General features: G+C 49.1%; 21 protein-coding genes. 9 read left to right on the top strand and 12 right to left on the bottom strand.

The window, feature by feature from the left end; genetic code table 11:
* Positions 1-281: 281 nt before the first annotated feature.
* A complete protein-coding gene (locus tag K7P01_RS13055; RefSeq protein ID WP_267293618.1) occupies positions 282-1,250 on the top strand; it encodes a hypothetical protein in 969 nt (322 codons plus the stop codon).
* Between the two features lie 118 nt (positions 1,251-1,368).
* A complete protein-coding gene (locus tag K7P01_RS13050; RefSeq protein WP_267293616.1) occupies positions 1,369-1,665 on the top strand; it encodes a hypothetical protein in 297 nt (98 codons plus the stop codon).
* Positions 1,666-1,758: 93 nt separating this feature from the next.
* Here K7P01_RS13050 and K7P01_RS13045 read toward each other — a convergent pair whose 3' ends face one another.
* The 5 genes from K7P01_RS13045 to K7P01_RS13025 form a co-directional block, all read right to left on the bottom strand.
* Positions 1,759-3,648 carry a fibronectin type III domain-containing protein gene (locus K7P01_RS13045; RefSeq protein ID WP_267293614.1) on the bottom strand — a complete coding sequence of 630 codons (1,890 nt, stop codon included), beginning with the start codon at positions 3,646-3,648 and terminating at the stop codon, positions 1,759-1,761.
* 150 nt (positions 3,649-3,798) lie between these two features.
* Entirely contained in the window at positions 3,799-4,374 is a 576-nt protein-coding gene (locus K7P01_RS13040; protein ID WP_267293612.1) for a hypothetical protein, read from the bottom strand.
* A gap of 62 nt (positions 4,375-4,436) precedes the next feature.
* Positions 4,437-6,101, bottom strand: coding sequence for a hypothetical protein (locus tag K7P01_RS13035; protein ID WP_267293610.1), 1,665 nt, complete (start codon positions 6,099-6,101; stop codon positions 4,437-4,439).
* A 178-nt stretch (positions 6,102-6,279) separates the two neighbouring features.
* On the bottom strand, positions 6,280-9,147 hold the full coding sequence (locus K7P01_RS13030) for a TonB-dependent receptor (protein ID WP_267293608.1): 2,868 nt from the start codon (positions 9,145-9,147) through the stop codon (positions 6,280-6,282).
* Between the two features lie 405 nt (positions 9,148-9,552).
* Positions 9,553-10,539, bottom strand: coding sequence for an AAA family ATPase (locus K7P01_RS13025; protein WP_267293606.1), 987 nt, complete (start codon positions 10,537-10,539; stop codon positions 9,553-9,555).
* Between the two features lie 99 nt (positions 10,540-10,638).
* Here K7P01_RS13025 and K7P01_RS13020 point away from each other — a divergent pair, with 99 nt between their 5' ends.
* Positions 10,639-11,328, top strand: a complete 690-nt coding sequence (locus K7P01_RS13020; RefSeq protein WP_267293604.1) for a metallophosphoesterase — start codon at positions 10,639-10,641, stop codon at positions 11,326-11,328.
* Positions 11,329-11,335: 7 nt separating this feature from the next.
* Here the strand turns inward: K7P01_RS13020 and K7P01_RS13015 are convergent, their stop codons facing one another.
* The 5 genes from K7P01_RS13015 to K7P01_RS12995 are packed head-to-tail and all read right to left on the bottom strand — an operon-like array spanning position 11,336 to position 14,160.
* Complete coding sequence (locus tag K7P01_RS13015; protein ID WP_267293602.1) at positions 11,336-12,052, bottom strand: 3'-5' exonuclease; 717 nt, start codon at positions 12,050-12,052, stop codon at positions 11,336-11,338.
* Positions 12,053-12,054: 2 nt separating this feature from the next.
* Complete coding sequence (locus tag K7P01_RS13010; protein ID WP_267293600.1) at positions 12,055-12,456, bottom strand: hypothetical protein; 402 nt, start codon at positions 12,454-12,456, stop codon at positions 12,055-12,057.
* Complete coding sequence (gene lipB, locus K7P01_RS13005) at positions 12,453-13,169, bottom strand: lipoyl(octanoyl) transferase LipB (RefSeq protein ID WP_267295339.1); 717 nt, start codon at positions 13,167-13,169, stop codon at positions 12,453-12,455. The genes K7P01_RS13010 and lipB overlap by 4 nt, the downstream gene beginning before the upstream one ends.
* The gene (locus K7P01_RS13000; RefSeq protein ID WP_267293598.1) at positions 13,150-13,953 is read right to left on the bottom strand and encodes a hypothetical protein; all 804 of its coding nucleotides are present in this window, start codon (positions 13,951-13,953) and stop codon (positions 13,150-13,152) included. Before K7P01_RS13000 ends, lipB begins: the two co-directional genes overlap by 20 nt.
* Before the next feature lie 15 nt (positions 13,954-13,968).
* A complete protein-coding gene (locus K7P01_RS12995; RefSeq protein WP_267293596.1) occupies positions 13,969-14,160 on the bottom strand; it encodes a hypothetical protein in 192 nt (63 codons plus the stop codon).
* A 132-nt stretch (positions 14,161-14,292) separates the two neighbouring features.
* Between K7P01_RS12995 and K7P01_RS12990 the strand changes: the two genes are divergently transcribed.
* Positions 14,293-14,649 carry a YraN family protein gene (locus K7P01_RS12990; RefSeq protein WP_267293594.1) on the top strand — a complete coding sequence of 119 codons (357 nt, stop codon included), beginning with the start codon at positions 14,293-14,295 and terminating at the stop codon, positions 14,647-14,649.
* Here the strand turns inward: K7P01_RS12990 and K7P01_RS12985 are convergent.
* The gene (locus tag K7P01_RS12985; RefSeq protein ID WP_267293592.1) at positions 14,642-15,466 is read right to left on the bottom strand and encodes a toxin-antitoxin system YwqK family antitoxin; all 825 of its coding nucleotides are present in this window, start codon (positions 15,464-15,466) and stop codon (positions 14,642-14,644) included. The genes K7P01_RS12990 and K7P01_RS12985 overlap by 8 nt on opposite strands.
* A 117-nt stretch (positions 15,467-15,583) precedes the next feature.
* Here K7P01_RS12985 and K7P01_RS12980 point away from each other — a divergent pair, with 117 nt between their 5' ends.
* The 5 genes from K7P01_RS12980 (at position 15,584) to K7P01_RS12960 (ending at position 19,452) form a co-directional block, all read left to right on the top strand.
* A complete protein-coding gene (locus K7P01_RS12980; protein WP_267293590.1) occupies positions 15,584-16,111 on the top strand; it encodes an NADPH-dependent FMN reductase in 528 nt (175 codons plus the stop codon).
* A 75-nt stretch (positions 16,112-16,186) separates the two neighbouring features.
* A complete protein-coding gene (locus tag K7P01_RS12975; protein WP_267293587.1) occupies positions 16,187-17,140 on the top strand; it encodes a lytic transglycosylase domain-containing protein in 954 nt (317 codons plus the stop codon).
* 11 nt (positions 17,141-17,151) lie between these two features.
* Complete coding sequence (locus K7P01_RS12970; RefSeq protein ID WP_267293585.1) at positions 17,152-17,934, top strand: creatininase family protein; 783 nt, start codon at positions 17,152-17,154, stop codon at positions 17,932-17,934.
* 396 nt (positions 17,935-18,330) lie between these two features.
* Positions 18,331-18,810, top strand: a complete 480-nt coding sequence (locus tag K7P01_RS32000; protein ID WP_317987616.1) for a response regulator transcription factor — start codon at positions 18,331-18,333, stop codon at positions 18,808-18,810.
* A 102-nt stretch (positions 18,811-18,912) separates the two neighbouring features.
* On the top strand, positions 18,913-19,452 hold the full coding sequence (locus K7P01_RS12960; RefSeq protein WP_267293583.1) for a DUF4199 domain-containing protein: 540 nt from the start codon (positions 18,913-18,915) through the stop codon (positions 19,450-19,452).
* A gap of 55 nt (positions 19,453-19,507) precedes the next feature.
* Here the strand turns inward: K7P01_RS12960 and K7P01_RS12955 are convergent, their stop codons facing one another.
* Complete coding sequence (locus K7P01_RS12955) at positions 19,508-20,449, bottom strand: proline dehydrogenase family protein (RefSeq protein ID WP_267293581.1); 942 nt, start codon at positions 20,447-20,449, stop codon at positions 19,508-19,510.
* Between the last annotated feature and the right edge of the window lie 99 nt (positions 20,450-20,548).

The following is a 20,548-nucleotide window of genomic DNA, read 5'->3' as shown; positions in this document are numbered from 1 at the left end:
CTAGTATAGCTCAGGTATAGCTAGAGTATATGTTTGATACGGGTAATCCATAGATTTGCCTTAGGTATGCTGTATGGATGGCTTAGGGGAGATGCGGATCTTCCTAAAGCTTATATCATGTGCTTGGACTTAGACTCGCCAGCATACAGGACCTCGCCAAATTGCCCGAATACCGTTCATGGACAGTTGATATGAATGCCAAATCCGCTAATGACATCTCGTCTCATATTACTGGCTAATTCGGCAGCGGAAAGCGATCTTAGGTTTGTACTTAAGAGGGCATGGCGAAACAAACGGGTGTTATTAAATTAATCGGCAAACTAGGGGAAAATAGCTACTACTATACTAAAGACAATGGCTATCTCGTCCGAAAAATAACGTCTGTCGATGCGGAGCGTATTCGTACTGATCCTGCCTTTGCACGGGTGCGGGAGAACAATACGGACTTTGGACGGTGTGCGTGGGGTGTTAAGCTCTTACGCGCGGCATTTATACAGTTGTTTGCCGGTGCGGCTGATACGCGCATGACCAGTAGGCTTACTCAGGCCGTTATGGCCGCCATGCAGTCCGACACCACCAACATGCCGGGTAAGCGACGTCCGGAGTCAGGCGATATCGGGCTGTTGCGTGGGTTTGAGTTTAATAAAGGGACTTCACTGAAACGCGTGTTAAAGGCAACGTATAGTACGGATGTTGATCACGAAAGAGGTGTTTGTACTATCACGATTATCCCTTCCGATAAGAAGTTAGTGCTACAGCATGCGGATGCTGCGCGCTTTCGGTTTGTGATGGGCGTAGCCAGGATCGACTTTAAAACCGGTGCGCATTCCGTGGAGCACATCCGGTCAGCAGTGATGTCGTCGCGCATGGTGGCGAGGACTCCTCTGACATTTACCAGCCGCATCATGCCTGTTGAGGATGAGTTTCTTTTTATAACGTTGGGCGTTGAGTATCTCCGAAAGGTTGATCGCGAGTATTGTGTTGTAGAGGATAAGAAATATACTGTGTTGACGCTGATTCACGTGGAGAAAGCGTGTTGGAAAAAGGAGAAAAAAACCGCACACGGTAAAAACCACATTTCCTTGCAGTGGAGGATTACACGAGCCGTACGTCTTCGTCCCGCAGTCTGTATAAATAGGACCGCTATTAAACGTTACAATCTGTTTTCCATGTGCAATCCGTATGTACCAAAACCCGAGTTGCCAAACCCGCTCGAGTCTACTTTAGACACGTTTTATGGAAGTTCATAAAACTTCACAAGAAACACAACGATCTAAACTTCACAAGAAACAGAATGTTAAACGTTAATTGGGAAAAAAGATGATGAATTTTGATGACGAGGTCTCAAACGAGATCCTAAATCTAAGAATGAAAGCCGACTATGAAGAACGGGCAGCCGAACACATGGACCAACTGGACTTTGAAAAGTTGGCCTGCATTAAATCTAAACAACTGAACGAACTAACCGATGAGGATCTCGAGTCAATTGGAATTTACAGAACTCCGCACGAGGAATTCGAATACTTGTATTCCTATTGCGACCTCGATTTGGTTAAGGTGTATTTTACCAAAAGCGGTGATAAATATGAGCTGCGTCGCTGGAAATTGCAAAAAGAAAAAGATGTTACGTCTACCACGGAATTACTAGAAGAGATGTTGTTTTAATGGAGACTTAAAGGTAAATGAGTCGGAGTTACTAAAAAAAGACCGGACATTGACGTCCGGTCTTTTTATCTCATTACAGATAGCAGATTTTAACTATCTTTTCACTTCAACTCTTCTGACCGTCGTCTGGTCGCCAGCGTGCACCTGAACAACATAAACACCTTCCTTCACCTGAGAGATGTCGAGGTTGTTCTTACCTCGCAGCGCGCTCCATGCTTTCACGGGCAATCCGTAGATATCTGTCATCGAAACGTTGTAGTAGGTGTTGGCATGTACATCAATCGTTAGCGTACCGCTGGCCGGGATAGGATAGATCGCGGTCCCACTCTCTTTACTTGCGGATTGCTGATTACCCGGTAACATTTCTAACGGTCCAGCGGAAGCAATACGACTTCCTTGATTACAGTCTTGGGTCGCTATACTGACCGGCATTCCATAGGAAAACGGATAACTGTCGGCTTCCCCTTCAAACATCACTGTGTATTCGCCTGCTGGGAGCACGCGGGTCGTCAATAAACAATTATCAACGTCTCCTTTTGCAATAAATTGATACAGTGAGTCAAACAAGTACACGGCAAAATCCGGGTGAGCATCGCTACAGTTTCCAATTCTAATGCTTGTGGGCTTTGTCAATGTAAACCGATAAAAGACGTCATCTCCATACCAGCCATACTGGTCTCTGAAAGACGCGTTAATATCGGGTAAGTAGTCGCTAAATCGGCTACAGTCGCCTAGAACACCCAGGTGAATTGGCTGTGTCCATGAAATGCCCGGCACATTCATCGGATTCAGTTGCATCTTTACATTGATCTCCCCTTGTCCTTGACCAACACGTTCTATTACAACGTAATACACTCCTGGCCGAGCATCCAGTGTTCGTGATGTATTATAACTAGCACACACCGTCGGATACGCTTCTACGACATGCCGCATCCACTTTCCATTTGCATCTAGTACATGAATCCGGGTATTTTCCTGATCTGGTGAACCACAAGTAGATATTTGAAGGGTACCATAGTAGCTGGAAATGACCTTATAATAAATGTCGTCGCTCGGCTGCCCATTAAACTCGTTAGACGCATCGCCTACAAAGTCATTACCGTAGCAGTTTGCTTTTGAATTATCTGGGGAGAAGTAATAAAGCAAGTTACTATTCTCCAAACGGACTTCGATAGCGTTGGTACGTGTGGCGCCGGGGACTGGCCCTGGGGTCGTTACATTCACAGTGTTAGATGCCGCCGACTCACCGATATCGTTTCCTGCTTTTACATAAATTGCGTACGCCGTGCTGGCGGCAAGACCGTTAATCGTTATGCTCGTCCTGCTGGCGTCTACCGCCCAGTTGAAATTACCTTGTCCATTTATATATACACTGTATTGCGTTATCTGAACCGATGAACTGGGCCGGGTCCACGAGAGCGTAATGCTACAGGCGGAAGATGCATCTACTTTCAAATTACGTGGTACTCCCGGTGGCGTTGTCGGGGGGCTCTGAACTCTTACGGTATACGTTTTCGACGGATTCCAGGGGGGACTGGTAGGATTCTCGGGACTATTTGTGGCCACGCCCATAATAACAGTATCAAAATCACGCATTGTAGCATCGTTTAACGATGAACCCGCTTCAGCATACAGTGTCATGCTAAACTCTTTCGTAATGCTGGTAACACCACTCGGAAAGTCTGCATCCGTTATCTTAAAGGCATTCGATATCGGTATACATCCACATGTTTGTGTGCCGCTGGGTTTACGGAACATCTGGAAATTGAAATTTACCGGGCTAACATTTTTTATCACTGTTATGCGGAACCTAACGATCCTGCTCTGATTCGCCGCCAGCAAAAGTTGGGAAGTACTGCCTCCGAGAGAATTTTGGTCGATCTCCCAGCTGCTGTAATTTTGCCATTGGGCAAATACCTGTAAACACATGAATAGATGCAGCACCATCAAAAGCGCTGCTTTTTTAAATAGAGATTTAATCATAACATATATAGTTAAATTGTAACAACTCTCGTGCTTGCTGACAACCGATCGAAACTTGATCTGTAGCCGATAACGATGGCTAAGATAACGTAAGAGCTATCGCCATAGGCCGGATAACCTATTATTGAAATATTATGATTATGTGTCTTGTTATTGAAACTGAATGGTATCCATGGCGCTATCCCGCCAGCGGCGAATCTTCTTATCGAATGTAAAGCGCTGGTCGGGGAACTCGATAAATTCATCTTTGCGGAACTGTGTATAGTACAACGTCAGGTCGCCGCCTTCGAGCATGGTGCGGAAAAGGAACTTACCTTTCTTTTCAACCGAGTCTGCGTGCATTTTCCACATTCTGAATACTTCTTCGTAGTCTGCGAATGTATCATTCTCTCCGAGTTTTATACGCACGGCAATTCCTTCCTCCATGGGCGTAATGCTTCGTGCTTTACGGGCTACTAACAGACTATAGGTATCATTTTCTTCGTTGTGGTCGCAATACAGGACACGGGCTTCGTTTACGGCGCGGTCGTAGTACCAATCGAATTTCTTATCAAACTTTGTTTCATGTGTGGCCTCCGGCGCCAGGCGCGAGGCGTAGTGCATCATCGTATAGAGAATTTTCTTCTGCTCTTCTGCAGAAAGGCATCCAGACGGGTCGTAATTTTTCTTCTTGCAAGAAGTCGATAAAACGAGCAGGGCGAAAAAAGTGTAGTAGGCGATTCTCATAAAGTAAGGACAAAAAAAACCCGGACAAATATCCGGGTTTTTTATCAGAATATCAGAGTCGATTAATAGTTGGTCGTGTTCGGAGTGAAGTTCACCCAAGACTCGCCCAGCCAGCCAGCAGATGTACCTACTGCGCCGATGTAGTCCGTTTTTTGGAAGAATTCATCTTCAGCGCTCATATCTTTTGCACCAGTTGCCAGCGGTGAGTTAGCAGCCAGCGTTGCAGTAGCAGCCGGAGTGTTGAGGTCACCGACAGTTGTCAAGCCTGCGAACTTAGCAGACAGGTCGATTGTACTCTTATCTGCAGTATTGTTGTCAACAGGTATTGCGTCAACGTCAAAACCAAGATCGTTTGCGCCAGTAGCAGGAAGTGTCAGACCACCTACGTAGCGGCCAAAGTAGTTGCTTTGGAAGTCAGCGTCAGGAGAAGCACCGTTTTTGCTGTCTGTAGTGCGGAGTGCTGCGTTGCCAGTAGTACCGGCACCTAGAATTACCGAGTTGTATAGTTTTAGTTGGCTGCGACGACGTACGTGCAGGCCGTTTTGGAAGTTTGCACTTACCGCGCCGTTGTTCAGTGCTGGAGCTTGAGCAGTACCGCCCAGTTTAGCGTATACAAAAGGACCGAAACCAGTTACGTTAGCAAAAACAGGAGCTGTGAAAGGCTCAGAAGGATTACCGTTTCCGTCGTTGTCAGATTCGAAGATGTTTGAACCCGATTTATCGGCAGTGTTAGGCTCACGGAATGCAGCAGCGTATTGAACTTTGCCTGTGAAGCCGAAGTCTGTATCGAAGTCGTCATCCCATGTTTTGTAAGCGATCAGGTGCGTTGCGTTTACAGTACCGCCGAACCACTCAAAAGCGTCGTCACCAGAGTAAGATACCTGTACGTGGTGGAAAGTTGTTTCGCTACCCACGCTACCCAGCGTAATACCGTTGATTTCGTTATCTGTTGACAGTGCGATACCGGCAAATTCAACGCGAACGTATGTGATCGTACCCGAGTTATCGTCGGCTACTTCGCCACCGTATTGGCCAAGTGCACCTGCTGTAACACCTTCGATGTTTTGATTAGCATTTTGATTGTTTTTAGCTTTGCCCAGGAGGACCAAACCACCCCAGTCACCCGTGTTACGGAAACCCGCTGGAGAAGATGAAGTGAACACAATCGGTTCAGCTGCAGTACCTGCGGCCATCAGTTTAGCGCCACGCTCGATGATCAGAGCGCCTTTAGAAGTTTTATCACCAAATATGATTGTGCCAGGCTGAATTGTCAGTGTAGCGTTGTTTGTAACGAAGATGTTAGCCTTCAACAGGTAACGCTTGCTTTTTTCCCAGGTAGTGTTGGCAGTGATGTTAGCATCAACCACGACAACCGGAACGATGGATTCGGTTTTTTCGCCTGTGTTACCGTTCACGTCTGTTACAACCAGCGCCAGTGAAGTAGCATCACCTTCGTAGAGGTATTGGAAAACATCAGATGTTTCACCGTTGCTGTAAGACTTAATTTCAGTCTCACCCAGTGTCACATTCTTCAAACCTGCGGGAGCAGTAACTGCGATTGTCAGAGGGATTTTACCTTCGCTGGTTACACCACCGATGAAAGTGGCAACAGAGGGGTCTCCGTAAGTAGGGGTCGCCTCGTCATCGTCGCTGCAAGACGAAAGCGCAAATGACAATGAAAGCACGGATAATGCCACCATCACCAATTTCGTTCTAAATTTTTCCATTTGTATAGTAGTTTGAAATTTCGCTTCAAAAGTAATTCTGCAATATTAAGCGACAGTTAATGGAACATTAGGTTTATATTTTAAATGTCATTTACTGCGCCGTCAAACAAATGGCATTCGTCGCCGAATGCCATTTGTTTAGGGAGACCCCTGAAAAATTTAATATAGGGATAACCCACTATTTGATGCGGTACGTCACGCCCAGGGTGATATATTGACCTGGCTTATATGCCATGATGTCGTCGTCCGAACCTTTAATTTTCTGATCACTGTTAGAGTCCTGGACCAGTCTGTACTCCTGGTTCAACAAATCCTGAATACCTCCTTTTATTTCAAAGCGCTGCCCCAGGCCTTTCGAAATTGTCAGGTCAATCTGGTTTCTCGGCATTTCATATTGCGTTGCTGCGTTGTTCGCAAATCCTGTAGAAGGATTGAGATCGCCCACGGCAAAAATACGCTTACCGAACACGTTGTACGCTACGTTCACCTGGAAGGCGTTCTCCAGATCAACATAGTTCACACCGGCATTGAAAACATACGGCGACTGACCCTGCATTGCGCGATTTTTCTCCTGATTACTGAACGCGTCAGAAAGTGTTACTTCGCTTTTAATCACAGCTGCGTTAAAGATCAGGTTCAGCTTGTTTATAAATCTGCTGGATGTGAATTCTTGCAAGGATTTACGTACTTCAAGTTCCGCGCCGTAGCTGGTAGCGCTTTCTCCATTGCCGAATGTATAGATGATATTAGAGCCTTGTTCCAACAACATTTCAATCGGATTCTTGAAATATTTATAGAACACGCCAAAGGAGATCATTTCGTTCTTAGTAGGATAGTTTTCAAAACGCAGGTCTACGTTGTGAATATCCGCAATCTTCAGGCTATCGTTACCGTGGAAGTTGGCGGCGCGCTCCCAGTCATAATAGTTGAACGGTGCAATCTCCCGGAATACCGGTCTGTTGACGGTTTTGCTATAGGCCAACCGGATCAGCGATTTCTCGTTGAGGTCATACGAAACGTTGACGAATGGCAGGAAGCTTGTAACCGGGTTATCTACTTCTATGGGGCCTTTGTCGTCATGCGACGACAACTGTTGACGATTGTATTCTACGCGTGATCCGACGGCAAATTTGAAGGCGTTGACTGGAATAAAGAAATTGACATACCCAGCTGTATACAGGTTCTCCGCCGTGTATTTGTCCGCAAGCGTGGTTCCTTCATCTAATTTAAACAGCGGGAATGTATTCGTCGAGCCTGCTCGATCCTCCGGGTTGATCAGGTTGTCGCGCGTAAAGATCGTATTGTATGGTTGCGTCAGTATAGCCAGGTTTCTTTCTTCACCAAACCAGTTGTACGAGAACCAGCGAGCGCTGAAATCGCGATCTGTTTGAGACAGGTAGTAGCCTGCCGAGATCTTTGCTTGTGATTTTTCTTCTGCTTCCGGGTTCAGTTTATACTCAACATCCAAGGCATGGGTATACACATTTTCGTTCAGCTCTGAGAAGAAACGTCCATCGGCAGCATTTGCGCCGGGAGCAATGTTAACAGCAAAAGGAGCATCTGTTCCAAGCGTTCTCTGTGTCCGCAATCTGCGGGTATCCGGTTGATTTGCCGCCATGCTGCCATAGCCAAATGTCCAGTTAAGATTGAGATGATCATTCAGGCTATGTTTGCCCGCCAATTGCCCGGAGTAGACGGAGCGCTCGGAGTACGTCATACCGGTATTGTAGACATCAAAATTCTGCACGATTTCGGCGCCCGTTCGTATCGTAGTCTGATCGCTACCTTGTTGGTTATAGAAGTTTCGGAACTCAATCTTATTGGAGGGGTTGAGCTCGAGCGTAAAGTTGCTGATGACACCCAACCTAATATTGACAGCGTCACGGATGTCACGGTATTCATTTCTGCGTCCCACATCTCCGCTGGCAGGATCATAGGCCTCATAAAAGTTATTCGTCTGCTCCAGGCGCTGACGTGTGTTTGAGTAGCTAATCGAGGTAATATTGCCAAGTCGTTTTTGACCAATATAACCTGATTTCGCATAGTTAATTGTGGTGCGGAAGTCTGGTGCCGCCGTGCCTTTCTTATTTTGCCAATCATTATTCAGGCTGGCACCTGCTTCACCGATAATTCGGCGGTTTCTATACTGCGACAGGTCGCTTGTATACGTCCGCAGATTTTGTGTGGGGAAGCCACTCGGCAGTGAACGGTAGTTGTTGTCAAATCCGAGCCAGTCAGTGTTGCTTCCCGGAGACGTGTAAAAATCATCAAACGTGGTGCCCAGGCGGATGCCACCGGTCACGTTGATCGACAACTCGTCTTCACCCACAACGCTCTTGGTACCAACATCAATGACTGCACCGGCAAAGTCACCCGGCAGATTCGCACCGCCTGATTTATATACTAACATGCGATCGATCATAGAGCTGGGAATCAGGTCGAATGCGAAGGCGCGTGAATCAACCTCTGTGCTGGGCGCAATCACACCGTTCAACAGTACCGATGTATAGCGCTCACTAAGACCGCGCACGTTTACAAAGCGGTTGCCCACGATGGTAATGCCGGGAATACGTTTTACAATTTGAGCAGCGTCACGATCTTGCGACATGGAAATCTGCTGGGCTGAGATACCCGACACCACCAGCTGGGCTGATTTGATGTCACTAATGATGGCAACATCGGTGTTGCGTACACGCTCACCTGAGATCACCACCTCATTCAGCTGCGCTGATTCTTCCACCAAGGTGGTGTTAATCAACGTTACCTGGTCGGGGTACACCGTAATGTTTTTCAGCGTATCTGATTTATACGAGATAAAGGAGATGATGAGGTTGTAGGAACCCACCTTTACCTTGGGAATTTCAAAGTTGCCTTCCGCGTCGGCTACGGCGCCTAAGCCTGTGCCGGCGATGATAACGTTGGCTCCGATGATCGGATCGCCGGAGATGCCGTCTTTAATGGCTCCTTTGATGGTGCCGGATTGTGCTGCGGCACCTAACACAGTAAGGGCGACTAGCGACAGCGAAAGAAGTACGCTTCTTAACATAAACCTTTTATTTGCCACAAAGGTCTATCACTAATATTACCTGATGGGGATGCCGCTGTTACGAAATTGTTAAGTGCAAAAAGTCTTGCTAACAGGCGTTTAATGTGTTTTCGCTACCTTTTTTGTGCTTTCGCATGACTGTCAAGGAGTTCAGTTTTGGGGTCTTAACAATTCTTACAAGATTTTTTAATCTGCATAATCCGCAGGTAATAGAACTTTTTAAAAGTTTCCGCAGAGGAAACAAAATGTCGTTCGGAATGTGGACTCGAACCCCATATTTTACCGCTTATGACGCCTGCCGGGGTCAAAAAATTCCCGATGGAACACTAAATGTTTAAATAAAGAGCCCGACCCTACCTGCTACAGGCTGAGTCGGGCTCCCAATCCGGGACACCGGACGTTATTTTAATGATTGATGGGAATCTTGTTCAGGATGGCACGGACGATGTCCGCCGGGCGCACGTTGTCAGCTTCCGCCTCATAATTGAGCAGGATGCGGTGACCCATTACGTCGATGGCTACCTCTTTAATATCTTCCGGCAGTACGTAATCGCGTCCTTCTATGTATGCTATGGCCTTGGCTGCCAGGTTGAGGTTGATGCTGGCACGCGGTGACGCCCCGAACTGGATGTATTGGGCCTGCTCCGTTAGTTTATAGTCCAGCGGCTTGCGCGTGGCGTATACGAGCTCGACAATGTAGCGCTCCAGCGATTCGGATACTTTCACACGGTTGATCTGCTCGCGAATGGAGAAGATATCTTCTTTCGTGAGCATGGTATTGACTTTGTAGTCGAACTTCATGTTGGAGATGCGGCGCATGATCTCGATCTCCTGCTCTTTGGTAGGATAGTCGATGTGCACTTTCATCATAAAGCGGTCTACCTGAGCTTCGGGCAGCGGATAGGTACCTTCCTGGTCGACTGGGTTTTGTGTGGCCAGTACGAGGAAAGGTTTGTCCAGCTTGAACGTTGTCTCGCCAATGGTCACTTGCTTCTCCTGCATGGCTTCGAGCAATGCCGACTGCACTTTGGCAGGCGAGCGGTTGATCTCATCGGCCAGGATGAGGTTGGCGAAGATGGGGCCTTTCTTTACTTCAAACTTACCGTCCTTTTGATTATAGATCATCGTACCGACGAGGTCGGACGGCAGCAGATCGGGCGTAAACTGAATGCGTTGAAAGTCCAGGTGGAGCACCTGGGCGAGGGTGCTTACGGTCAGGGTCTTGGCGAGCCCCGGTACACCTTCGAGCAGGATGTGCCCGTTGGTAAACAAGCCGATCATCAACCGGTTGACCATGTATTCCTGGCCCACGACCACTTTGGCTACTTCGGCATAGACCTCTCTTACCTTTTCCTTATGCGCTTCGTGCTTTTCAACGGCTACGGATTCCATACAAAGTATTTTGATTTAAACCTGTCAAAAATAGTGTAAATATTGAAAAAGTAATCCCCTTAGGCATATGGATTGCAAACAAAGGACGTAAAAGGAGTCATGGGCAAAACATTTGTGATGGGGGACATGCACGGCGCATACCGTGCATTGCGGCAGTGTCTGGACCGGTCTGCATTCGATTATAAACACGATCGCCTGATCTGTCTCGGCGATGTCTGCGACGGCTGGCCTGAAACCCGCGCGTGTGTGGAAGAGTTGCTACGCATCAAACGCCTGACGCTCATCTTAGGCAACCATGACTTCTGGACGCGGCAGTGGATGATTACCGGTTATATAAATGACATCTGGTACGACCAGGGTGGCCTGGCTACGTTGCAGTCGTACGACGACGGTGTGCCCGATTCGCACCGTGCGTTCTTTCGCAAGGCGCTGCCTTACTATCTCCGCCAAAACAAGCTTTTTGTACATGCGGGCATTGACCCTATGCTGCCGTTGCGCCGGCAAGACGAGGATATGTTCCTGTGGGATCGGTCGCTGGCCAAAGAAGCCATGGACCGTTTTGCGCACAATATTCCCGGTAAGCTGACCAGCTTTGATGAAGTGTATCTTGGGCATACCGGCACAGGGTACCTGCACCCTATACAAGGCGGCGAAGTGTGGCTGATGGACACCGGCGCCGGCTGGAGCGGTGTATTGTCGATGATGAATATCGAGACAAAAGAAGTGTTTACGAGCGACGCTGTGCCGGACCTTTACCCCGGCATCATTGGGCGTGTCAAGCGCGCCTAGCGATGCGTCAGGATACCTGCACGATCAGCTCCTGGTCCAGCGGTATGCCGCGGAGCTTTAGAAACAGCTGTGCCAATACGGCTACGTCGCGCAGGCAGTAGTCTTTGATCTTCTCCAGATTTTTGTCCACATAGTACACGCGGTTTACCTGGCTGCCATCGATGCCCCCCTCTTTACTGGAAGGAATGTTAAACACGGCGGCAAGCAAGTCGAGGGAAGTGAAGTGTTTGTAGTCGCCGAACTTCCACATATCCATGGTGTCGTAGTGCGGCACTTCCCACGGCTTTTTGCCCGCCAGGTCGAGCAGGCTGGGGAGTGGAATACCGTTGATGAGCAGGCGGCGTGACAGGTAGGGAAAGTCGAACTCTTTGCCGTTATGGGCGCATAGCCGCTCCGAGACACTGAGGCGTTCGAGCATGGTTTTGAATTCGAGTAGTAAGGCGTGTTCGTCGTCGCCGTAGTAGGCTTTGGTGCGCAACGTCAATGCGCCGTTCTCGCCGTCTACAAATTTGCCCACGCAAATGCAGATGATCTTACCAAATTCGGCAAAGATCGCGGCGCGGTCTAAGTATAGCTCGCCGTCAGTTAGGTCACCGTCGCGGCGCAGGTTGGCGGCTTTGCGCGACCAGAGCGACTGGATGCGGTCGTCTAATGAATTGAAGTCTTCTACCGCCGAAACGGTTTCGATGTCGAGGAAGAGTATATCGCGAAGCTCAGGCAACATGGCTATGAATGCAATACGCCTTCCATTTCCAATTCCTTGATAAAGGAGATGTTCTCTTCGCGAATGGCGTCGGGCACGAAGATGAAACGTTTGTCAAAGATCTGCCGGCCTATGTAGTAGCTCACCCAGTATTCATTGTTCAGGTGAAATACCGACGGGTCAATGGGCTCGATCAGTATGGCGGCATGCTCGGCTATGGTGTCGAGAAAATGGCGTAACACGGAAGTGCGTTGCTGTTCGCCATCTTTTTCGCCGTAGCCCTGGCTGGCCACGAGTGTATTTTCAATAGGGACGTCGTTGTTGTTGATGAGGTATACCCGCCATTCGTCTTGCCCTTCTGTACGCTGACGGGCCACGGCCAGTGTTACATTTTTTACTTCCGGTATTTCGATGTCCTTCATCATAGCCACTCCATGTCAAATTGCGCCCGAATCTTTTCCTTGAGGATCTGCTTGACCTCTTCGAGGTCTACTTTTTTGCCCAGCTCCTGCTCCAGGGAGGTGACAGCCTTATCCTGGATGCCGCAGGGAACGATGTAGCCGAAATATCGCAAGTCCGGGTTAACATTAAAAGCAAATCCATGCATTGTTACCCACCGGCTGGTGCGCACCCCCAGTGCGCAGATCTTACGGGCCCGAACGAAATCTTCGGGGTCCAGCCACACACCGGTCTGCCCGGGACTGCGGCCGGCTTCGACGTTGTATTCGCGCAAGGTTTGGATAACAGCTTCTTCCATAAAGCGCATGTAGCGATGGATGTCGGTGAAGAAGTTTTCCATGTCGATGATGGGATAGCCTACGATCTGCCCCGGGCCGTGATAGGTGATATCACCCCCGCGATTGACACGGTAGTAGGTAGCCTGCACGTCTGACAATTCTTCTTTGGGAATGATCAGGTTTTCTTCGTGGCCGCTTTTGCCGAGCGTAAACACGTGCGGGTGCTCGCAAAATACGAGGTAGTTATCGGTGCGCTGCTGCGCGTCGGCAGGCAGGTCGCGGTTGGCCGTTTTGGTGGCCAGGATCTGTTCGAACAGCGAAGCCTGATAATCCCAGGCTTGCTGGTAGTCTTTCAGACCAATGTCTATAAAGCGCGTCTTTTTATTTTGTACCGGGTTCATCTTTTTCATTCGCCTCCGCCAGTTCGGTATCAGTCATTTCAATCATGTAGGTTACGTTCAGGTTCTTGATGTCATCGTAGGTAACAACAAACAAGTCGCCGGGCATGGCATAATAACGATCGTCCAGATGCCGATTCAGAAAGCCTACGTTAGGGGCGTCGGCATCGAGGTCGTTTTTCAGCAGGCGGCGGTATACATTGGTGAGATAAAGTCGATCGAGGCCGTTGTTGTCGCGCGACAAATAATAGTCTTCCAGAATGCCGCTATAGATCATGTCACCTTCGCTGGAGCCCATGACGACATCGATCTGAATGAAGGCAATGGAGGAAGGGTTGATATTCTTGGAAAGATAGAATGCCTCGCCGCTGAATAAATAATGCCACTCGTTGCCAAAGCGCAAAAACTTAGTATGCAAATCGAGTCTATAGCGACGCACGAGGCGGCGGGCAACAACGCCAAAAAAGACGCTCGCCAAAAGCAACAGCGCGATGTATATCAGAAAAGGCAACAGGCTTTGCTCGATCACAAAAAAGTCGAGGGCATCGTTGCTGGTGATCAGCTGATAGATTACTTCTAGCCGAACTTCATATGGTGTGACATGATCGACGACCAGGATGGCGGCGAGCTGTAAGAATAAGGCGGGAATGAGAGCCCAGAAAATTTCTTCTACTGCCGAGACCTTGAAGGTAAGCTTGGCGTAGGTGCCCTGTAAATACGAAAACCGGAAAATGAGGCCGGGCGAGATAAGAATAAACAGGAAAAGCGAGCTGAATACTAAACTCATGCTTCGGCGTTACTGTTACTCCTTGCCGGGGGTATAGCTGATGGCGGTAGCGCGGGTGAGGGTTAGTTTTTGGCCGTCTACGGTGATGGTACGCCCCTCGATGTCGTCGGGATTCCGCCGTTCGGACTGAACCACCATCATCAGGCGCTTGGAAAGCGTGCGATCGGCGAGGATTCTTCGTACAAGGTCACTCATGGGAGCTTTCATACCGGGTGCGTTTAAAACGTGAAACGTTAGTATAAAGGTATAACGAAAGAAGGGCTAAACAAGTTCTGTTGACGCTTATCTGCGTATATTTGTTTACTCTGTTTATTAACAACGTTATCTAAAGAACCGTTTATGAAAACTTCCACACACCTGGAAATCGGCAAACGCGGCGAGCAACTGGCGGCGACCTTCCTGGAAAAGAAAGGCTACCAGATATTGGTTCGAAACTATCGCGCCTCTTATACCGAAATCGACCTGATTGTAAAACGTGATAACTGGATCATTTTTGTCGAGGTAAAAACGCGCAGCTCCACGGCCTTTGGCGAGCCTGAGCAGGCGGTCAGTGCCCTGAAGGCCCGGCACATCTTCCGGGCGGCGGAGCATTATATCTACAGTACTAACTGGCAAGGACATGTGCGGTTTGACGTTGTGGCTGTAAAGCTGGGTTTCGAGCCGGCTATCGACCACTTCGAAGACGCCATTAATTAGCCACCATCTTGTTGTTGCGATAGATCTCTTTGCCCTTCTCGTTCCATTCCACTTTGATGTAGGGCTTAACTTCTTTGTCGAACGGCTCTTTGGAGTAGGTGACGATCTTTTTGCGCTTGCCGGTGGTGTAAAACTCGGTCCAGTCGCCTACGCGCTGGTCCCAGTGGTATTCACCCTGTACGGCCAGGGTGCCATTTTCGTGGAACAGGTAGTAATAGCCTTCCTTTTCCCCAAATTCAACGGGCGTCATTTCTTTCATGCGCTTGCGTTCCATGGGATCGTAGTAGGTCACCGTTGATTCCCGTGGCCAGCCGCGGTAGAATTTTTCTTTGTCGGTCAGGACGCTGTCGCGGTTGTAGGACAGCCAGCGACCGTGTCGCAGTCCTTTGTAGTAGATGCCTTTGACGAGGATTGCTTCGCCCTGACGTTTTTCATAGGGGCCGTGCAGCAGCACGCCCTTGGTGGGGTCGAACGTCGAGGTCTTGCGGACTTCCTTGCGGGTGAAGTCGTACCAATAGATGTCGCGTACAAACGTCTGAGGCTTTTCGGATTTCTTGATGTAGTAGAATGTTTCGAAAGTGGTGCGGTCGCCAAAGCCCTTGCGGGTAAATCCTTTTTTGGTCTTGATACCGTAGAAGACTTTCTTTTTTTTCTTTTTCTTTTTAGGCTCTTCGGTCTGTTCTTCCTGGCTAAAGTCGAGGCTGGCGGGTGAGTCGATTGTAAACCGCTGCTCTTCGGGCGCGCTGCCTTCCTGGGCAAACGCCGACGCATAGGCCCCAGCCATTAATAATCCAGCAAAAATTGCCTTTAACCGCATACGTTATCGTGATGTTTTTGAGTTACCTCCAAAACGAAATTATATAAAAAATAGTATGACGCAGACATCGCGCCCAACATCTTTGCGACATTCACGTTTGTTGTCCCTATCCACGGCATGAACGACACCTACCATATCCTGACAATCGCCGGAAGCCTCCGCGAAAATTCCTCTACAGCACACGTTTTACGGGCAACCGAAAACCTGGGCGAGGGTATCCTACATTTCACGCGCTACCGGGGCCTCGCGTCTCTGCCGGCCTTTGACGACAACGACGAGATACCCGCCGCGGTGGCCGATTTTAAACAACAGGTACAGGCCGCCGACGCCGTGCTGATCTGCACCCCCGAGTACGCCTTTGGCGTGCCCGGTGCATTAAAAAATGCGCTCGACTGGACAATCTCTTCGGGAGAATTTGTCAACAAACCGGTTGGGCTCATCACCGCCTCTACCCGGGGCGAAAGCGGTCACGCTTCGCTGCTGCTGACGCTGTCGGCCATTTCGGCCATCGTGCCGGAAGGGGCCTCGCTGCTGGTGCCGTTCATTCGCAGCAAGATCGACGCGGACGGAAATATTGTCGACTGGGAAACCCGTCGCGGCCTGAGCACCGTCATTGAAAATCTGGTGCGTGCATTACGGGAATGATCTTTTAGATTTTTTGTCCTGCGCATGTCATAGGCAATGACTACTTTTCTGGCACAAAGACCACATATCTCTATTATGTTGAAAGATCTTACCACGGCCACATTTATCTCCATTGCCACCCTGGTGATTTTGTTTGGATACATCATTTACCAGGAGGGCCGCCAGGCGCACGTTGCGCCCGGCATGGAAGAAGTGATTTCCGATGAAGGTGTGATCGAAGCAGGCACCGACGACCTTATGCGTGTGCCGGCCGTATCGTTTGACATCCCCGAAACGATTTCCTTCGCCGACGAGTCCGTACCCCTCAACATTCCCGATGTGCGCGAGCGTCTGGACAAGGAGTTGCAGATAAACTGTTACCTGCACAGTAATACCATCTTCCTCATCAAACGGGCCCATCGCTGGCTACCGCAGATGGAGAAGATCCTGAAGAAATACAATATTCCCGAAGACTTTAAGTATTTGCCGCTGATCGAAAGCAATCTGCTCAACGTCACGTCGCCGGCCAACGCGGTGGGCTACTGGCAGATTCTTTCAACTTCGGGCAAAGAGCTAGGCCTTGAAATTACGAACGAGGTGGATGAGCGTTACGATCCGCTGAAGGCTACCGAAGCGGCCTGCAAGTATCTGCGTACGGCGTATAATAAATTCGGCAACTGGACCATGGTGGCCGCCTCGTACAACCGCGGCATGGGCGGCATGGCCCGCGCCATGGCAGACCAGCATGAAAAATCGTATTACGATCTATACCTCAACGACGAAACATCACGCTACGTTTTCCGCATTATTGCCATTAAAGAGATCATCAACAACCCGGCAAAGTATGGCTTTCGCATTAATCCGAAGCATCTATACAATGAAGAGCCACTGCGGTACGTCGATGTAAACGAGACGATCAAAGACCTGGTGGATTTTTCCCGCAGCCAGGGCATTAATTATAAATTACTGAAGCGCCACAACCCGTGGCTGCGGCAGGAGAGGCTTACTGTAAAACGCGGTGAACGCTATCGTATCGCTATTCCTTCATAAGTATACAGACCATGAGCACCACCCCTACCGAACCCCGTCCGTACATCCTCGCCGAAAATACCTGGAAGACCGTAGCCGCCACACCCTACGAAGTGGCGGTGTTGCCCTGGGGCGCTTGTGAGGCGCACAATTATCATTTACCGTATGGCACGGACATACTCGAAGCTGGCCGGGTGGCGGCCGAGGCGGCACGTATTGCGTGGGAACAGGGTGCGAAGCTTACGGTGCTGCCGGTCATTCCGTTTGGCGTCAACACGGGGCAAAGCGATATTAAGCTCGACATGAACATGAATCCCAGCACGCAACTCGCGGTGCTGCGCGATGTTATTGAAGTATTAAACCGGCAGGGGATCTATAAGCTTGTCATTCTGAACAGCCACGGCGGCAACGACTTTCGCACGATGATTCGCGAACTGGGGCTGCAATACCCGAAGATGTTTTTATGCAGCTGCAACTGGTGGCAGGCTGTGGACCAAAAAGCATATTTCGAACACAAAGACGACCACGGTGGCGAGATGGAGACAAGTGTGATCATGCACCTGGAGCCGCACCTGGTGAGTCCGTTAACGGAAGCCGGCGACGGTGCCGCCAAGAAGTTCCGCATTAGTGGCATTCGCGAAGGATGGGCCTGGGCAGAACGTAAATGGTCGCAGGTGACGAAAGATACGGGTGTGGGTGATCCGCGGCAGGCCAGTGCTGATAAGGGTGAACGTTATTTTAAGGCTGCTACGGAAAAGGTGGCGGCATTTTTTCTGGAGGTGGCAAGGGCGGATGTGAAAGATCTATATGCTTAACGCGAAACCCTCACCTAATTTTTTTTTCATATTTATCCCGCACATATTTATTGATATACGCTCCCAGGCCTTCTCCGTTGTCTGCCAGCGTTTTCATAATTTCGACATGTTGACTTCCGGGCCTAAGATAGCTATATCTATAAATATCTTTGTGCTTGAATTCGACCTCAATAAAATCGTGACCGTACTGATACGATGTTACAGCTGAATCGCCGCCTAGATTAAGATATGGTGTCATATGTTTGAGCTTTGACCGAAGCTAAAGCCTAACCCTGTCGCCACGCAGCCATGTTTCCCAAAACGGCAGATACCTTTCCAAACTACGTTCTGTTGTATTCAAGAGAATACAGATTTTAAATATTTCATATTTTTAGTCTGAAGTTAGCGCTGCCTTTCATGAAGCCATTTAAAAGCATATTTACCCAATATCAGTACATCGTTGTCTACGGTCTTCTCATGGCCGTACTGGTGTTTGCGCTCAAGTGGTTGCAGTGGCGGTTCCTTATCGTTGACAATTCCATTGACATCTACGTCGGTTTGATCGCCGTCTTTTTTACTCTGTTGGGCATCGGTGTGTCGCTACAACTTTCCAAGCCCAAAGTCCATACCGTGGTTATCGAAAAGGAAGTGCCTGTCCCCCAGCAGGGATCTTTCTCTGTCAATACTATTGAACTGGAAAAGTTAAATCTGACCTCCCGCGAATACGAGGTGCTGCGACTCATGGCCAAAGGGCACAGCAATACAGAGATTGCGAAGGAACTGTTCCTCTCCCTTAGCACCGTCAAGACCCACGCATCCAACTTATTTGTTAAAATGGATGTGACCAGCCGGACGAAAGCCATTGAAAAAGCCAAGCGCTTGAAAATCACTCCCTAGCAACACCAGTACTTTGGTCTGAAAACGCATTTCGGTACTTTAGTATGAGTCGGAACGGACCATCACGGCCTAGTTTCACGGCCAGATCAAAACCAAATTTGTATGAAACGCAACGTCCTCATCTTCGGCTCCATTCTGGGCGCCATCCTGTTGGTAAATCTGGTGTACATGTGCAACATGTGCTACAACAATCCCGAGTTCGAAAGCAACGACACCCTGGGCTATGTTGCTTTGATTGTCGTGTTTTCCCTGGTTTTCTTTGGCACGCGAAATTACCGCAACAAGGAGCTGGGTGGTGCCATAACATTTGGCAAAGCCTTTAAGACGGGTGCGCTGATCGCCATGCTGGGTGCGACGATCTATGTTGCCTTCTGGCTGCCGTACTACTATCTCGTCGTTCCCGACTACATGGATAAGTACACGCTCCACGTTATGGCCGAAGCCAGGCGCAACGACGCTACTGCCGCAGAGTTGGCGGACAAAGTAAAAGAAATGGATACGTTCAAAGAAATGTATAAGAACCCGCTATTTGTTGTGCTCATTACATACGCGGAAGTATTACCCATCGGCCTCGTCGTCGCATTAGTCAGCGCGCTGGTCTTAAAAAAGAAACCAGGCGTAACAATCCCGGCTCAAGGGTAATGTGTTGACACGGGACGTCAGCGAGGTACTCGTTGCCTCCATTTTCTCTTCGCCCTTATTCGCTAACAATGTCATTCAGTGCTTGAAAAATATTCAACGGGTGTTCTGCAATGCGATTGCAGACATATAGATACCACTCGCTGCCATAGACCAAATACATTTTCGCAGGATACCCCTCCTCTTTCAGCGCCGTAAGCTGGGCCGTCTGAATGCCGTATAGACTCTCAAATTCATATAATGTGGCAGGCGGTTGATGTTTTCTAATCAGCTGCTTCGCGGATTGTTGTAGCGTATGATCATGGGTAGCGATAGAACATCGGTGACCGGTAAGGAGCAGTTGTTCCACGTAGCCGAGATAGACCTCATCCAACTCCTTGCCACGCGGCAGCGACAGACCCGGGGGTGTTTCAAAAGCTCCCTTCACTATCCGGATGCGCCCCGGCAATGACAAAAGCTGTTTAAAGTCATCGGGGGTTCGGTGTAAATAGGCTTGTACGGTGATGCCAACATTTTTATGCTCTGTCGATATCTTCTGATACATCGCCAGCACGGCGTCCGTGCGTTCTGTACCTTCTGCACTAATGATCACCTCGGTATTGGCGGCGGCCGCCTCCTGACAAAGTGCCGTGAGATTGGCATAGCAAAAATCGTTTGAAAGGGCAAGTCCTATGTGCGACAAGTCTAACGATACCGAGGCGTTGAGCTTATTTTCACGAATGGTTCGGCAGACGCGTAGAAATTCGTCTGTTGCTTCTTTTGCTTCCTGTTCATTGCGGGTGCTTTCGCCGATAAATTCCAGGGAGCAACGGAGGCCCTGCTGATTTAGCGATGCGGCGATTGGGATAGCTTCTGTCAATGTGTCGCCAGCGATATACCGGCGGGCGGCCTTTTTTAAGAGTCCGAATAAAACCGGATTGGCCAATAAATAGGTTTTGGCCTCTTCGTTCAGTGCAGCCTTTTTAAGCGCTGCGGATCCTAGCTTGAGTAAGTCTTCCAACGTCGTGATGTTATCTGGCTTGCAACGGCGGGGCCTTACGTTTGGTTTCTTATTGTACGAAGTTTTTACTCCCTAGGATCCCGCATACCTTCTTTTATG

This window comes from Parachryseolinea silvisoli (genome assembly GCF_021190955.1).
In the GTDB taxonomy this organism is placed as follows: domain Bacteria; phylum Bacteroidota; class Bacteroidia; order Cytophagales; family Cyclobacteriaceae; genus Ohtaekwangia; species Ohtaekwangia silvisoli.
Note: the sequence above shows the minus strand (reverse complement) of the source record. Positions and strands in the feature narration are given on the sequence as shown.